Genomic DNA, 13,664 nt, shown 5'->3' on the forward strand with positions numbered 1-13,664 from the left:
GGCGGCGAACGGGCCAACCTGTCCGGTCGTGCCGGCTGGCCCTGGCGAAGGATGCGGATTCGCCGGGCAGCCGTCATCATGGATGCCCCGGCCACACGGCAAGGACGCCCATGCTCGCCTTATCCATGCTCTACTCCCTCTCGCTGATCGTGCTCGGCCTCTGTGCCGATGCGCGGTGGCGCATCGGCGGGGCCGTGGCGGTGCTGATGGTGGCGGGGCTCATCGGGCTGGCGACCTGGCTCTTCGTCGCGATGGCGCTGGGTTATGTGGCGCTCAGCGCCTGGATGCAGGCCCGTCCAGGGCCGCCCTTGCTGGCCTGGGCGCGTCTCGCGGTGTGGGTCGTCGCCAGCGCCGGGCTCGTGCTCCACGCCTGGCCGGGCCACGAGGGGCTGGTGGTGGTCGAGCAGCAGGTGCTGAAGGCGGATAGCCTGCCCGTGAGCCTCTACCTCAACCACGACAAGGTGCTGGTGGCCTGGTCGCTGCTCGGCTGGCTGCCGCTGTTCGGGCGCAGCGTCTCGACGGTCGGCGGGATGTCGTCGCTTGCCGTGCCATGGCTGGCTGTCGCGGGCATCGTGGCGCTCATGGGGCTCGCGGTGGCGCTGGGGCTGGTGGCCTGGCAGCCGGGTCTACCGGAGGTGGTCTGGGTGTTCGCCGTGGCCAACCTGCTCAATACCTGTATTGCCGAGGAACTGCTGTTCCGGGGCATGCTGCAGCGCTGGCTGATGGGGCGGGCAGGGGCGCTGGCCGCCGTGGCGCTGACCAGCGCCCTCTTCGGCGTGGCACACCTCACCGGGGGCGGGGCCTTCGTGCTGGTCGCCACCGCGGCCGGGCTGCTCTATGGCCTGGTCTACCTGTGGACGGGCCGGCTGGTGTGGGCGGTGCTGGTGCACTGGGGGCTCAACCTCAGCCACCTGCTGCTGTTCAGCTATCCCATGCTGGCGGGTGCCTGAGGTGACCCAGGGCTTCCTGTCGGCATTCCACCCCGACGGGTCGGGGTGGAAGGGTGTCAGGGGTGGCTCTTCCCTGAGCCCTCGTCGTGACGAGTCTTGCGCCTGAGGGGGTGGCTCTTCCTTGAACCGCTCATCGCGACGAGTCGTTCTCCTGCCCAGTATCAAGCCAAAGGTGTGCCAACGTCATTGTTAGTCCATTTAAATCATGTGTTTGGAGTCTTATCGATCCCTGGCCGGCTTTCTCCAGCCCGGCGAACGTGCCGAGACTGTCGCCAGCCGCCAACAGGATCGGCGCGCAAGGCGAGCAGGCGGGCTCCTGCTGGGCTGGAGCCTGTCGCTTATCCGAGACAGTCGTGGTCCCTTGGGCATCTTGCGCGGTGTCAATCAGGCCATGTCGCCCTCCAGACCCCGGGGTAGGGGACCGCAAGCCACCGGGCCGCGATCAGTCACCCTTATCCAGGGCATGCAGCCCCCTGGCAATCAGCTCGTCGGCCATCGCCCGGGAGGCCAGGGCGAACTCCACCCGTGCCGTGGCCAGGGCGCTCAGGTCGCGGGAGTCGACCTGATGCTCCAGGCGGTCGAGGCGCGCCTTGGCTTCGGCCAGCCGCCGGGCCAGTGACGCCTCCAGGCTGATGCAGGCCTGGGGCAGGTCGGGCATCGGGAACAGCTGCTCCACCAGTTCCTCTTGAACTGCATCAGGCAGCTCGCATGCCAGTGTCGGGATGTTCATTGTGAGACCTCCTCGGCCTCAGGGGCGGCCAGGATGTGACGTCCTGCAGTTCGGGGCCCACCAGCAGCGGGACAGGCCCCTCTCTGTGACTATAGTGTGTTTTTTTGTAAGTCAAGGCGAGAATCTGGTCCTGGCGTGGCTGGACTAGGCTGGTGGATGAGCCTCGGGTCTCGAGGATGCCGATGAGTGACCTTCATCCCCTGTTTCGCCTGCTCCTCTGGCTGCTGCTGGTCTACGCCATGCTGGTGATGATGGCCTGTGCCTTCCAGGACCGGCTGCTCTACCTGCCCCATGTGGGCGGACGCGAGCACCTTGCCACCCCGCAGGAGCGCGGCTTGGCCTATGAGCCGGTCACCCTGGGTACCGAGGATGGCCTGCGACTGGATGCCTGGTGGGTGCCGGCCCGGACGTCGCGGGGCGCCCTGCTGTTCCTGCACGGCAATGCCGGCAACATCTCCCACCGGCTGGACTCGATCGAGCAGTTCCACCGCCTGGGGCTCTCGGTGCTGATCCTCGATTACCGGGGCTACGGCCGGAGCGAGGGCAGCCCCTCGGAGGCGGGCACGGCGCACGATGCCCGGGCCGGCTGGCGCTGGTTGCGCGAGACGGCTGGCCTGTCGCCCGGCGAGATCGTGCTGTTCGGCCGTTCGCTGGGAGCCGCCGTGGCGGCGAACCTGGCGCGGGAACTCCGGGGCGAGGCGCGCCCCGCGGCGCTGATCCTGGAGTCGGCGTTCCGCTCGGTTCCCGAACTGGGCCAGCGGCTCTACCCCATCCTGCCGGCCCGCTGGCTGTCACGCTTCGACTACGATACCGCGGCCTATGTGGCACAGAGCGAGGCGCCGGTGCTGGTCATCCACAGCCGGGAGGACGACATCATCCCGTTCGCCGAAGGCGAGGCAGTCCATGCGGCGGCGCCCGAGCCCAAGCGGATGCTGGTGATCGGCGGCAGCCACAATACCGGTTTCCTGGAGAGCGAGGCGGTCTACCTGGCGGGTATCGAGGCCTTCCTGGTCGAGGTCGCGGGGTTGCCCGCCCCCTGAAGAGAGAGGCGCGTCCTCAGGGGTGGGGCCGGTGTAGTATCGGGCTATGCACCAGCGACAGGAGGGCGACATGGCATCGGCGATCGGTTGGCTCGGGGCCAGGAGGGCAAGAGGGGCCTGCTTGCGGCGTGTGGCGGGGTTCCTGCTGGTCGGCGGCTATCTCCTGGTGGCCAGCGGCTGCGCCATGCTGGCGCCGTCGCCGCCGGAGGATCAGCGCAACATCTGCGAGATCTTCCGTGAGCAGCCGTCCTGGTATGACCACGCCCGGGCCGCCGAGGAACGATGGGGAACGCCCATCGCCACGCAACTGGCGTTCATCCAGCAGGAGTCGGGCTTCCGCAGTCATGTGCGGCCACCACGCACCCGCCTGCTGGGCGTGATTCCCTGGCGGCGGCCGTCCTCGGCCAAGGGCTACGCCCAGGCCCAGGATCCGGTGTGGGGCGAGTATCGCGACGATGCCGGCGGCCTCTTCGCGCGCCGTACCCACATGCAGCACGCCACCGACTTCATCGGCTGGTACAACGCGCGATCACGCCGCCAGCTGGGTCTCTCGCTGCACGACCCCGAACGGCTCTACCTGGCCTACCACGAGGGCCAAGGTGGCTATCGGCGGGGCACCTACCGGGCCAAGCCCCGGGTGAGGCAGGCGGCTCGCCAGGTGGCCGCCCGGGCCGACCGCTACCAGGCACAGCTCGGGGCCTGCGAGGCCGAGTTTCGCTGTCGACGCTTCTATCAGGTCTGGCCGTTCTGTCGCGCCTGAACGAAAACACCCCACCCGGCCCGGGGCCGGATGGGGTGCGGTGACTGCACTTGCAGGTACGGTCACGGCCTCAACGGTGAGGCTCTTCCTCGAACAGCTCCGCCTTGGCATCACGCATGACGTCCTCGCAGGCGGCCTGATGGGCGAGCTGGGTGAGCAGGCTCTGGCTCAGGGCGAAACCCTTCTCCAGGCAGGTGTCGACGTCCTCACGGCTCACTTCGGGGGTGACGTTGCAGTCAATCTTGATCGTTCTTCCACCACCGTCCAGCCTGTCGGCGAACTCCCGAAAGCGCCAGGCGATTCGCTCCTTCCAGCTGGCTGATTCTTCCACGCCTTCGTTTACGCTAAACGTGCACTGCCACTCCGGTTTGTAGACCTTCATGAGAACCTCCCGTGCTGGCTTGAAAGAATGATCGATCGTGTCTTCTGCTCCGTATCTGAAGGTGTTGCCCGTTCATCATACAGGCTTTCGCTCGACTGACCATCGGTGGCGCCCCGGGGTGCCGACGGCTCACTCGAGCCGAACCTCGCCCAGCACCCCGGTCAGCCGCTCCAGCACCTCGCCGCTGTGCCGCCAGAAGTGCCAGTAGAGCGGCACGGCAAGCGAGCGCTCGGGGGCGATGCTGGCCAGCCGGCCCTCGGCCACCAGCGAGGCCACCTGCAACCGCGGCAGCATGCCGTAGCCGATGCCGGCGGTGGCCAGGCGCACGAAGCCTTCCGACGAGGGGCAGAGGTGGTAGGGGAAACGGCCGTGGTAGCCGCAGTCGGCGAGGAAGCGGTGCTGCAACTGGTCATGGGGGCCGTAGACGATGGCCGGTGCCCGGCGGAAGGCCTCTGGCGTCGGCCCGTTCGGGAAGTGCCGTTCGATGTAGGCCGGGGTGGCATAGGGGTGATAGACCATGGTGCCCAGCGGCACGCAGCGGGCCCCGGCGATGGGCTGGTCGCTGGCGCACAGGCAGGCCGCCACCTCGCCGTCGCGTAGCCGCTTGAGCCCCACGTCCTGGTCCTCGACCACCATGTCCAGCAGCAGGCCCTCCGCCCGGCAGAAGTCGCCGACGGCCGCGGCCCACCAGGTTGCCAGGCTGTCGGCATTGAGGGCGATGCGAAGCCGGGGCGAGGCCGCCTCCAGGGTGGGCAGGGTCGTGCGCAGGTCGCGCTCGAGGAGCTGGACCTGCTGGACATGGTTGAGCAGCCGCTGTCCCGCGGGGGTGGGCCGCAGCATCGGGTGGCGGACCAGCACCGGCTGGCCCAGGCGGACCTCCAGCGCCTTGATGCGCTGGGAGACCGCCGACTGCGAGAGGCCCAGCTGTTCGCCGGCGCGCTCGAAGCCGTCGCACTCGACCACCGTGGCCAGCGCCTGGAGCAGCTTGTAGTCCAGCATGGGGCCTCCGTGCCGGAAGGGGATGGGCATCAAGTATAAGCAGAACTGATGTGATATTAGCAGGATGATTTTTCGGCATGACGTGGCAGCGCTATGCTGGCCGCTCTCGATGGGTACCAGGAGAGGGAAAAGGCGATGCTGGAGAGCTATCTGACCGGGCTGGTGGTGTGCGGCGGGATCATCGTCGCCATCGGCGCGCAGAACGCCTATGTGCTGGGGGTGGCCGTGCGGCGGGAGCATCACTGGTGGTCGGCCGGGTTGTGCATGAGCACCGACGTGCTGCTGCTGGCCGCCGGGATGTTCGGGGTCAGCGCGGTGCTGCTGAGCATGCCGAGCGCCATGGAGGTGCTGCGCTGGCTGGGGGTGGCGTTCCTCGCCTGGCTGGCGGCCCAGGCCTTCCATCGCGCCGCCACCGGGCGTCAGGGACTGGCCGGTGGCGCGGCGGGCGGGCGCAGCCGCCGGGGAGTGCTGCTCGCCACCCTCGCGGTCACGCTGCTCAACCCCCAGGTGTACCTCGATACCCTGCTGCTGATCCCGGCCATCGGTGCCCAGCAGCAGAGTGCGGCCACCTTCGTGGCGGGCGCCGTCACCGCCTCGATCCTCTGGTTCAGCCTGCTGGCCTGGGGCGGCTCGGCGCTCTCGCCCTGGCTCTCCCGGCCTCTGGCCTGGCGGGCGATCGACGGCGCCATCGGCGTGATGATGGCGGTCATCGCCGTGCACCTGGCCGGCGGGACCGGCCTCGCGACCTGACCGGGATCAAGCGGCCCGCCGATGCCGTCCGCGGGCTTTGCAATCAACGAACGGCTTGGCTCTACTGGGGCCATGACACCGACCCAGGCCCCCGCTACCCCGGAGCGCAAGTTCGAGCGCTCGCTGGTCGAGGCGATCCTCGAAGCCTCGCCCGACGGCATTCTCGTCGTCGACGACCAGGGGGTGATCATCTGCCACAATCACCGGCTGCTCGAGGTGCTCGGCATCCCGCCCGGGGCGATTTCGGGTGGCGAGGACGGTGACCTGGCGGGCGTGGACGACGAGCACCTCCTGGCACAGGCGCTACGGCTCTTTCGCGAGCCGGAGGCCTTCCTGGAGCGGGTGGAGAGGCTCTACGCCGACCCCGGCCTCGAGGACCACTGCGAGCTGGCGTGCCGGGATGGCCGCACCCTGGAGCGCCACTCCAGGGCCCTCTGGGACGAGGGGCAGCGCTATGTCGGCCGTGTCTGGTTCTTCCGCGATATCACCGCGCGCAAGCGGGTGGAGCATGCCCTGGAGCAGCTGGCCCGGCATGACCCGCTCACCGGTGCCGCCAACCGCCGCCACTTCTTCGAGCGGGCCGCCGAGGAGCTCGCGCGTGCCCGGCGCCACGGCGATGCCCTCTCGCTGGTGATGCTCGACCTCGACCACTTCAAGCGGATCAACGACCACTGGGGACACGCCGCGGGCGACCGGGTGCTGCAGGCCTTCGCCGCCTGCGTCCGCTCGCTGCTGCGCCGGGAGGACCTGTTCGGGCGCATCGGCGGCGAGGAGTTCGTGGTGATGCTGCCGGCCACCGGCCAGGAGGGGGCCCTGCAGCTGGCCGAGCGCCTGCGCCGCCATACCGAGGGCCTCGAGCTCGCGGAGAATGGCGAGCGGGTGAGCGTCACCACCAGCGCCGGCGTGGCGACCCTGGCGGCGGGGGATGCCTCCCTGGATGCCCTCCTGCAGTGGGCGGACGAGGCGCTCTATGCCGCCAAGCGGGCCGGCCGCAACCGCTCGTTCTGCCAGGCCTAGGCACTCGCCGCCGGCGATACCTGCAGGCCCTTACTTGCTCTTGCTCATCACCTCGTGTTCATCCCTCCCCGGACGGCGACAGCTCCACCTCCACCGCAGCGCCGATCACGTCCTGGTAGTTGCGGATGCGCTGGACATAGTGCACCGGCTCGTAGCCCCGCGCGTAGCCGTAGCGGGTCTGCGGGTAGTAGCGCTTGTCGGCCTTGAGCGGCAGTACCTCCTTCATGTCCTCCCAGGAGTCCGGGTTCCTGCCGAGCTCGCGGGCCAGCTTCCGGGCGTCCAGCAGGTGGCCACGGCCGATGTTGTAGCTCGCCAGGGCCAGGTAGGTGCGGTCCGGCTCGGGAATGGTCTCGGGCAGCCGCCTGTGGCGGTCGGCGAGATACCGGGCGCCACCGTCGATCGCCGAAGCCGGGTCCAGGCGATTGGCGACGCCGAGGGACTGGGCGGTGTTCTGCGTGAGCATCATGATGCCGCGCACCCCGGTGGGCGAGACGGCCTGGGGGTCCCAGTGCGACTCCTGGTAGGCCAGGGCCGCGAGCAGGTCGGCGGGCATTCCGGTGGCCTCCTCGGCCGCCAGGAAGAGCTCGAGGAAGGAGGGCAGCCGCTCGTCGATGCGCCGGTTCAGCGCGCGAAGGTCGACGAAGTCGAACTCGCCGATATAGGCGTAGTAGCGCTCCTCCATCGCCGCGACGCTCTGCTGCCCCTCGGCGCTCTCCATCCACTGCCCGGCCATCTCGGCCAGCGCCTGGTGGCCTTCGGGCAGGTACCAGCCCAGCCGGTCACCGCTGGTCAGGTTCATGGCGACCTCCAGGTGCGGGAAGTGGCGGCGCACCACCCGCACGATGTTGGAGTCGGCCAGGGTGCACTCGATTCGCCGCTCGGCCACCTCGGCCAGCAGCATCTCGGTGGTGCGCGGGTCCTCCTGGTAGGCGATGCCGGTATAGGTGTTGACCAGGCTCGCGAGCTTCTCCGCGTAGCTGGAGTCCGCCGTGACGCGGATCTCGACGCCGGCCATCTCCTCCACCTCGCGGGGCAGGGGCCGCATGTCGCGGTGGCAGACCAGCTGCTCGACGATATCGGTATGGCCGGGGCCGCGCCGGAAGCGCGCGTCGCGGGAGGGCAGGTGGGTCAGCCCCGCGGCGGCCAGGTGGACCTCGCCGCTCTCCAGGGCCTCCAGCACCTCGGCGGTGGAGCCCTGCAGCCGCCACTCGACCTCCCAGCCATGGGCCTCGGCAAACCGCTGGACCAGGTCATGTTCCGGCCCCGCCGGGGTCTCGTGGCGGTCCAGGTAATAGGTGGTGGCGGCGTTGCGGGTGGCGACCCTCAGTGTCTCGCCAGGCTCGGGCGGGTCGAGCCGCGTGACCGGGGGCTCGCCCGGCTCGCAGCCCAGGAGCAGGGCCAGCGACAGCAGCAGGGGGGCGGTGAGCAGGCGGAATCGGGACATGGGACGGGTATCCTGGCCGGAGGGAGGATCGGGCACCGAGAGGACCAGCCTACCAGCCTCTGGCCGCGTCCTCGGCGGGGCGAGTCAACGCGGGGCCTTGGGTGCCGGCCACAGCCTCGCCGCCAGGGCCGCGGCGATGGCCAGCAGCGGCAGCCAGGCGCCGGGGGCGTCGAGCAGGAAGAGTGTGAGCGCGCTCAACAGGCACCAGAGGGCGGGAACGACCATCAGCGCCCAGGCGCGGGGGGCCGGCTCGGCCATGGCCGCCACGCCCAGGGTGGCGATGGCGAGCGGGTCGGGCGTGAGCCCGATGACCTCGGCGCCCGCCAGGCCTCGGCCTGTGGCCAGGGCGGCAAGCGGGTGCAGGGCCAGGGCATAGGCGAACAGCCCGATGCCGAGCCCGCGCCGCACGTTCCAGTGCCCCGGCAGGCGCAGCCCGCCGCGCAGGCTGCCCAGGGCCGCCAGCAGCAGCGCCTGGAGGCCGAACAGCCGGACGAGATAGGCGATGCCCCAGTGGATGGGGGCATAGCGCTGCCACAGGAAGGCCCAGGCCACGAAGGCCCAGGCCACGGCCAGCAGGGCCACGACCAGACGAGTGCGCCGCGGGCCGGGGCGCAGCAGGAAGACCAACACCACGGCGCCCAGCACCAGGGCGAGCAGCGGGGCGGGCCACAGCGCCTGGTTGTGCAGCTCGAACAGCCGCGCATAGACCCGCGGCGAGAACATCAGCAGGTCCCCGGGGCGATAGCTCCACCAGGCGCCGCCCACCATGCCCTAGAGCCCTCGCACGTGGTCGGCCATGCGGCGGCGCATGGCGTCGTCGGGCAGCGGCTCGCGGGCGGCGGCGAGGTTCTCGCGGACATGGTCGACGCGGGTGGTGGCGGGAATGGCGCAGGTGATCGCCGGGTGGGAGATGATGAACTTGAGGATGAACTGCGCCCAGGTGGTGGCGCCGATCTCGGCGGCCCAGGGCGGCAGCGGCTTGCCCGCCAGGCGCCGGATCAGGCGCTTGCGCTGGAAGGGGCGGTTGGCGATCACGCCGATGCCGCGCTCCCGGGCGAGGGGCAGCAGGCGACTCTCCGCCTCGCGGTCGACGATGTTGTAGGTGAGCTGGACGCTGTCCAGGGGCGCTCGCCGCATGATGCGCTCGAGCTCCTCATGGCGTCGTCCATGGGAGGTGGTGATGCCCAGGTGGCGCACCTCGCCGGCCGCCTTCATCGCCTGCAGGGTCTCGAGATGGCCCTCCCAGCCCAGCAGGTTGTGGACCTGCAGCAGGTCGAAGCGCGGCACGCCCCAGGCCCGGCGGGAGGCCTCGATCTGCGCCGGCCCCTCGGCGGGACTGGAGGTCCAGACCTTGTCCGCGGCATAGACGCGATCGACGGCCTCGAGGCGCTCCAGGGCATGGCCGATCGTCGCCTGCGAGGAGCCGTACATCGGCGAGGAGTCGATCAGCCGTCCGCCCGCGGCGAAGAAGGCCGCCATGACCGCGGTGCACTCCTCGAGCAGTACCGGGTCATCGCCGACGTTGAAGGTGATCCAGCTGCCCAGGCCGACCCGGGGCAGCGCCTCACCGGTGCCGGGCAGTTCGCGGGTCAGCGGGTCGGCCGCCCGCGCCAGGGCGCCGGCAGAGGGCAGCGCCGTGACGGCCGCCGCGGCGAGCAGGCCGCGCAGCAGCCGGCGGCGGGACAGGGCTGGAAGAGGCTGGGCCATGATGCGCTCCTGGGAATGCTGAGCACAGTGTAGCTGGCGGGTGAGGTGGGCCGGGGGCCGTCAGGGCGAGGGGGCTGCCTGCAGGGCCAGCCAGCCCTCGAGCAGGTCACGCAGCTCCTCGGCGGTGGGCTCGGTCTGGCGCAGGATCTCGTCGATGCGGTTGAAGTGCAGCAGGCGCACCCCCCGGGTCTCCGGACGCAGGTAGATGTCGGGGGGCCGGTGGTGGAGCGCCTGTCGGATGAGCGCCTGCTGCATGATCTTGAAGCTGTTGAACAGCATGTCGCTCAGGCCGAGCTCCTCACCATCCTCCTGCCGACGGCTGCCCGAGACGTCCACCGCGATGACCAGGTCGACCTCGCCGTGGAGCAGGTCGAAGGGCAGGGGCTTGGAGATGCCGCCATCGATCAGCAGCTGCTTACCATGGTGGACGGGCAGGAAGAGCCCCGGCACCGCCATGCTGGCCTCGATGGCCGGGAACAGGAGGCCCTCGTCGAGGGTCACGCTCTCCCCCGTCCAGTAGTCGGTGGCCACCACCTCGAGCGGGATGCGCAGCTCGTCGAAGGTGCGAACCTCGGTATGGCCGGCCAGGAAGTGGAGGAAGCCTGCCGAGTCGAGCAGCCCGGCATCGTCGTGCCCGAACGGCACCAGCGCCGACAGCTCCACCTCCGACTCGGCCAGGCCCGAGAGGGCATCCAGCGGCGAGCCGGCCACGTCGTCGAAGATGTCGCGGATCGCCTCGGCCGGGAGGCCCGCGGCATAGAGCCCGCCGATCACTGCCCCGATGCTGGTGCCGACGATGCGGTCGGGCACGATCCCGAGGTCGTCGAAGACCTGCAGGATGGCGATGTGCGCCAGGCCGTTGGCCCCGCCCGAGCCCAGCGCCAGGCCGATGGTCGGACGGGGCGACGGGGTATCGGGGGAGGCCGACGCGGCCGGGGCCGCCGCCAGCAGGGCGGCGGTCAACAGGGCAAGCGCGAGCCGGGGCATGATGAGCCGTGGCGTCATGCTCAGTCTCCGGGGCCGCACTCCATGCAGCGCTCGGTGATGGCCGGGCCCTGCTGCAGGTTGGCATTGAGGTCGCGCAGGGCGCTGCGCAGCCCCTCCTCGAGCACCGGGTGGTAGAAGGGCATCTCGAGGATGCGGCTCACGCTGGGCCGCTCTTCCAGCATCCAGGCCAGCAGGTGCGCCATGTGCTCCACCCGGGGGCCGAACAGCTCGGCGCCCAGGAACTGGCCCGAGCCGTGCTCGGCATAGAGGCGCATCAGGCCGTGATTCTGGCGAATCACCACGGCACGCCCCTGGTCCTCGAAGGAGGCCTCGCCGGTGGCGATGCAGTCGCAGCCGCCGTACTGCTTTTCCAGCTCGGCGCGGCTCGCGCCGATGGTGGCCATCTGCGGGTCGGTGAAGACCACCGCCAGGGGCACGTTGCGGGTGCCGGCGCGCAGTTCCGGATAGCGCCCGGCGTTGTCGCCGGCGATCCGCCCCTCGGTATTGGCCACGTGCAGCAGCGGCAGCTCCTGGTTGGCATCGCCGGCGATGAAGACGTGGCTGGGGCTGTCATCGGCATTGCGGCACTGCAGGGTGAAGCGGTTGTAGTGGGGCACGCCCTTGTCGTCGACCGCCAGGCCGGCCTTCTCCAGGTCGAGCCGGTCGACGTTGGCCCGCCGGCCGGTGGCCGCGAGCAGGTAGTCGAAGCGCTCGGTAAGACGCCTGCCGGTATTGCGCTCGAGGAAGGTGATCACCACGGCGTCACCATCGCGCTCGATGCCCTCCACCTTGGCGTCGGGGTCGACGTAGAACTCCTCGTTGAAGGTGCGGTCGGCGTAGTCCCGCACGTCCTCGTCCTGGAAGGGGCCCAGGGCGCCGCCCACGCCGAAGACCCGCAGGCGCACGTCCAGCCGGTGCAGCGCCTGGCCGAGCTCCAGGCCGATCACGCCGGGGCCGAACACGGCGACCGACTCGGGCAGGTCGTCCCACTCGAAGACGGCGTCGTTGACGACCAGCCGGTCGCCGGCCGCCTCGAAGAAGCCCGGCCAGGTGCCGCGCGAGCCGGTGGCGATGACGATGGTGCGCGCCGTCACGCGGGTATGGTCACCGACGATCAGGGTGTGCGGGTCCTCGAAGCGCGCATGGCCCTCGAGGCGGTTGTCCTCGCCCAGGCGCTTCACCGTCTTCATCACGCTGCCCACGAAGCCATCGCGCTTGCGCCGGACGCGCTCCATGACGGCGCGCCCGTCCACCTCCACGGGGCCGGTGCGCACGCCGAAACCGCCGGCATCGCGGGCGTGGTGGGCGGATTCGGCGGCGGCGATCAGCAGTTTCGAGGGCATGCAGCCGACCCGGGCACAGGTGGTGCCATAGGCCCCGCCCTCGATCAGCAGCACGCTGTCGCTGTGCTTGCGGGCGGCGTGCCAGGCGCTCAGGCCGGCGCTGCCGGCGCCGATGATGGCGATATCGACCTCACGTTCCTGCATCGGGGTCTCCTCTCACTGGTGGCATGGGTAGGCGCGTCGATGTGCATGGCCTCACTATGGCACAGGGTGGGGATGGGTCGCCGGGACGCAACGGTGGCGTCTTGACGCAGGACAAGGCCGTCGGCCGCTCAGGCGGCCAGGCGCAGGGCGAAGCCGATCATCAGCGAGCCGAAGGTCCAGCGCTGCAGGCGCGCCCGTAGCGGGCTGACGGCGAACCAGCGCTGCAGGGCGGCCCCCAGGGTGGCGTAGCCGGCATCGAACAGCAGGCCGATGCCCACCAGCAGGCTGCCCAGCAGGGCGAACTGCAGCAGCACGGGCCCCTCCCCGGGAGAGACGAACTGGGGCAGCAGCACCGAGCAGAACAGCAGCGACTTGGGGTTGAGCAGGTTGGTCAGCAGGCCACGGCGCCAGGCGCGGCGGTGACCGTCGTCGAGCCTCCCCACGCCGACCGCGTCGATGCCCTCCGTGACGGGCGGCGAGCGGAGCAGCTGCAGGCCGATCCAGGCCAGGTAGGCGCCCCCCGCATAGCGCACCCCATCGAAGGTCCAGGGCGCGCTGGCGAACAGCGTGGCGAGCCCCAGGGCCGCCAGGGCCACGTGCAGGCCCCGCGCCACGGCGAGGCCCACCGCGGTGGCCAGCGCCCGGGTGTGCCCCTGCTGGCTGCCGGTCTGCAATATCAGGATCATGTCGGGGCCAGGCAGCAGGTAGACCGCCGCCAGGGCCCCGATGAACAGCCACAGCTCCATGGGTTCGCCTCCCGCCGTCGTGAAACTTCTTGCTGGAACGCTGCCAGTCTAGCCCCGGGGGCGCCGGCAGGTCCTTGCGAAGTCGGCCAGGAAAACGGCTACAGTTGGCAGAAGATGCCAACGAAAAAGAGTGAGGTGAGAGTTCATGCCAAACACTCGGCTGGATGCCATCGACCGCCGCATCCTGGCGGCACTGCAGCGCGACGCCCGGCTGACCAACGTGCAGCTGGCCGAGGAGGTGAACCTCTCGCCCTCGCCCTGCCTGCGACGGGTGCGCCAGCTGGAAGCGGCGGGGCTGATCCGCGGCTACCATGCCGAGCTGGACCGCGGCGGGGTGGGCCTTGGTCTCACCGTCTTCGTCGGCGTCAAGGTGGAGCGCCACCACGAAGCCGAGGCCAACGCCTTCCGCGAGGCGGTCGTGGCGCTGCCGGAGGTGGTCTCCGCCCACCTGGTGTCGGGGGAGTCGGACTTCCTGCTGCAGGTGGTGGTGGCGGACCTGGCGGCCTACGAGCGCTTCCTGACCGGGACCCTGCTGCGCCTGCCGGGCGTCAGCGACATCCGCAGCAACTTCGCCATCCAGACCGTCAAGGAGCACGGGCCGCTGCCGCTCACGCGGCTCGAGGAGCGGGATACGCTGCCCGTCGGTCGACGCCCCTGAGGCCCGC

General features: G+C 70.3%; 15 protein-coding genes. 6 read left to right on the top strand and 9 right to left on the bottom strand.

Going from position 1 to position 13,664, the window contains the following annotated elements:
* Nucleotides 1-110 precede the first annotated feature (110 nt).
* Entirely contained in the window at nt 111-950 is an 840-nt protein-coding gene (locus tag DFP85_RS07890; protein ID WP_166644618.1) for a CPBP family intramembrane glutamic endopeptidase, read from the top strand.
* 442 nt (nt 951-1,392) lie between these two features.
* Here DFP85_RS07890 and DFP85_RS07895 read toward each other — a convergent pair whose 3' ends face one another.
* A complete protein-coding gene (locus DFP85_RS07895; protein ID WP_133635754.1) occupies nt 1,393-1,680 on the bottom strand; it encodes a hypothetical protein in 288 nt (95 codons plus the stop codon).
* A 182-nt stretch (nt 1,681-1,862) separates the two neighbouring features.
* Here DFP85_RS07895 and DFP85_RS07900 point away from each other — a divergent pair, with 182 nt between their 5' ends.
* Nucleotides 1,863-2,720 carry an alpha/beta hydrolase gene (locus DFP85_RS07900; RefSeq protein ID WP_133635755.1) on the top strand — a complete coding sequence of 286 codons (858 nt, stop codon included), beginning with the start codon at nt 1,863-1,865 and terminating at the stop codon, nt 2,718-2,720.
* A 70-nt stretch (nt 2,721-2,790) separates the two neighbouring features.
* Nucleotides 2,791-3,480, top strand: a complete 690-nt coding sequence (locus tag DFP85_RS07905; protein ID WP_243737238.1) for a transglycosylase SLT domain-containing protein — start codon at nt 2,791-2,793, stop codon at nt 3,478-3,480.
* A gap of 70 nt (nt 3,481-3,550) precedes the next feature.
* Here DFP85_RS07905 and DFP85_RS07910 read toward each other — a convergent pair whose 3' ends face one another.
* Both DFP85_RS07910 and DFP85_RS07915 read right to left on the bottom strand, forming a co-directional pair.
* The gene (locus DFP85_RS07910; RefSeq protein ID WP_133635756.1) at nt 3,551-3,862 is read right to left on the bottom strand and encodes a hypothetical protein; all 312 of its coding nucleotides are present in this window, start codon (nt 3,860-3,862) and stop codon (nt 3,551-3,553) included.
* Nucleotides 3,863-3,991: 129 nt separating this feature from the next.
* The gene (locus DFP85_RS07915) at nt 3,992-4,861 is read right to left on the bottom strand and encodes a LysR family transcriptional regulator ArgP (protein ID WP_133635757.1); all 870 of its coding nucleotides are present in this window, start codon (nt 4,859-4,861) and stop codon (nt 3,992-3,994) included.
* 135 nt (nt 4,862-4,996) lie between these two features.
* Between DFP85_RS07915 and DFP85_RS07920 the strand changes: the two genes are divergently transcribed.
* Complete coding sequence (locus DFP85_RS07920; protein WP_133635758.1) at nt 4,997-5,611, top strand: LysE/ArgO family amino acid transporter; 615 nt, start codon at nt 4,997-4,999, stop codon at nt 5,609-5,611.
* A gap of 72 nt (nt 5,612-5,683) precedes the next feature.
* Nucleotides 5,684-6,628: a sensor domain-containing diguanylate cyclase gene (locus tag DFP85_RS07925; protein ID WP_166644619.1), complete on the top strand. Its 945-nt coding sequence runs from the start codon at nt 5,684-5,686 to the stop codon at nt 6,626-6,628.
* 58 nt (nt 6,629-6,686) lie between these two features.
* Here DFP85_RS07925 and mltF read toward each other — a convergent pair whose 3' ends face one another.
* The 6 genes from mltF to DFP85_RS07955 all read right to left on the bottom strand — a co-directional run bounded on the left by mltF (nt 6,687) and on the right by DFP85_RS07955 (nt 12,999).
* A complete protein-coding gene (gene mltF / locus DFP85_RS07930) occupies nt 6,687-8,072 on the bottom strand; it encodes a membrane-bound lytic murein transglycosylase MltF (RefSeq protein WP_133635760.1) in 1,386 nt (461 codons plus the stop codon).
* A gap of 84 nt (nt 8,073-8,156) precedes the next feature.
* A complete protein-coding gene (locus tag DFP85_RS07935) occupies nt 8,157-8,840 on the bottom strand; it encodes a DUF6064 family protein (protein WP_133635761.1) in 684 nt (227 codons plus the stop codon).
* A gap of 3 nt (nt 8,841-8,843) precedes the next feature.
* Nucleotides 8,844-9,779, bottom strand: a complete 936-nt coding sequence (locus DFP85_RS07940; protein ID WP_133635762.1) for an aldo/keto reductase — start codon at nt 9,777-9,779, stop codon at nt 8,844-8,846.
* Nucleotides 9,780-9,839: 60 nt separating this feature from the next.
* Nucleotides 9,840-10,784 carry a patatin-like phospholipase family protein gene (locus DFP85_RS07945; protein WP_208108469.1) on the bottom strand — a complete coding sequence of 315 codons (945 nt, stop codon included), beginning with the start codon at nt 10,782-10,784 and terminating at the stop codon, nt 9,840-9,842.
* 2 nt (nt 10,785-10,786) lie between these two features.
* Nucleotides 10,787-12,253 carry a dihydrolipoyl dehydrogenase gene (locus tag DFP85_RS07950; RefSeq protein ID WP_133635763.1) on the bottom strand — a complete coding sequence of 489 codons (1,467 nt, stop codon included), beginning with the start codon at nt 12,251-12,253 and terminating at the stop codon, nt 10,787-10,789.
* Nucleotides 12,254-12,381: 128 nt separating this feature from the next.
* Nucleotides 12,382-12,999 (bottom strand): LysE family translocator, encoded by a 618-nt coding sequence (locus DFP85_RS07955; RefSeq protein ID WP_133635764.1) that lies wholly within the window; start codon nt 12,997-12,999, stop codon nt 12,382-12,384.
* 145 nt (nt 13,000-13,144) lie between these two features.
* On the opposite strand from DFP85_RS07955, the gene DFP85_RS07960 reads away from it, so the two are divergent.
* Nucleotides 13,145-13,657, top strand: a complete 513-nt coding sequence (locus DFP85_RS07960) for an Lrp/AsnC family transcriptional regulator (RefSeq protein ID WP_133635765.1) — start codon at nt 13,145-13,147, stop codon at nt 13,655-13,657.
* Nucleotides 13,658-13,664: the final 7 nt, after the last annotated feature.

Source organism: Halomonas ventosae, from assembly GCF_004363555.1.
In the GTDB taxonomy this organism is placed as follows: domain Bacteria; phylum Pseudomonadota; class Gammaproteobacteria; order Pseudomonadales; family Halomonadaceae; genus Halomonas; species Halomonas ventosae.

Excerpts from the sequence above, each read along its gene's own strand:
- DFP85_RS07890 (WP_166644618.1), top strand. The coding sequence starts at position 111 with ATGCTCGCCTTATCCATGCTCTACTCCCTCTCGCTGATCGTGCTCGGC.
- DFP85_RS07895 (WP_133635754.1), bottom strand. The coding sequence starts at position 1,680 with ATGAACATCCCGACACTGGCATGCGAGCTGCCTGATGCAGTTCAAGAG.
- DFP85_RS07900 (WP_133635755.1), top strand. The coding sequence starts at position 1,863 with ATGAGTGACCTTCATCCCCTGTTTCGCCTGCTCCTCTGGCTGCTGCTG.
- DFP85_RS07905 (WP_243737238.1), top strand. The coding sequence starts at position 2,791 with ATGGCATCGGCGATCGGTTGGCTCGGGGCCAGGAGGGCAAGAGGGGCC.
- DFP85_RS07910 (WP_133635756.1), bottom strand. The coding sequence starts at position 3,862 with ATGAAGGTCTACAAACCGGAGTGGCAGTGCACGTTTAGCGTAAACGAA.
- DFP85_RS07915 (WP_133635757.1), bottom strand. The coding sequence starts at position 4,861 with ATGCTGGACTACAAGCTGCTCCAGGCGCTGGCCACGGTGGTCGAGTGC.
- DFP85_RS07920 (WP_133635758.1), top strand. The coding sequence starts at position 4,997 with ATGCTGGAGAGCTATCTGACCGGGCTGGTGGTGTGCGGCGGGATCATC.
- DFP85_RS07925 (WP_166644619.1), top strand. The coding sequence starts at position 5,684 with ATGACACCGACCCAGGCCCCCGCTACCCCGGAGCGCAAGTTCGAGCGC.
- mltF (WP_133635760.1), bottom strand. The coding sequence starts at position 8,072 with ATGTCCCGATTCCGCCTGCTCACCGCCCCCCTGCTGCTGTCGCTGGCC.
- DFP85_RS07935 (WP_133635761.1), bottom strand. The coding sequence starts at position 8,840 with ATGGTGGGCGGCGCCTGGTGGAGCTATCGCCCCGGGGACCTGCTGATG.
- DFP85_RS07940 (WP_133635762.1), bottom strand. The coding sequence starts at position 9,779 with ATGGCCCAGCCTCTTCCAGCCCTGTCCCGCCGCCGGCTGCTGCGCGGC.
- DFP85_RS07945 (WP_208108469.1), bottom strand. The coding sequence starts at position 10,784 with ATGACGCCACGGCTCATCATGCCCCGGCTCGCGCTTGCCCTGTTGACC.
- DFP85_RS07950 (WP_133635763.1), bottom strand. The coding sequence starts at position 12,253 with ATGCAGGAACGTGAGGTCGATATCGCCATCATCGGCGCCGGCAGCGCC.
- DFP85_RS07955 (WP_133635764.1), bottom strand. The coding sequence starts at position 12,999 with ATGGAGCTGTGGCTGTTCATCGGGGCCCTGGCGGCGGTCTACCTGCTG.
- DFP85_RS07960 (WP_133635765.1), top strand. The coding sequence starts at position 13,145 with ATGCCAAACACTCGGCTGGATGCCATCGACCGCCGCATCCTGGCGGCA.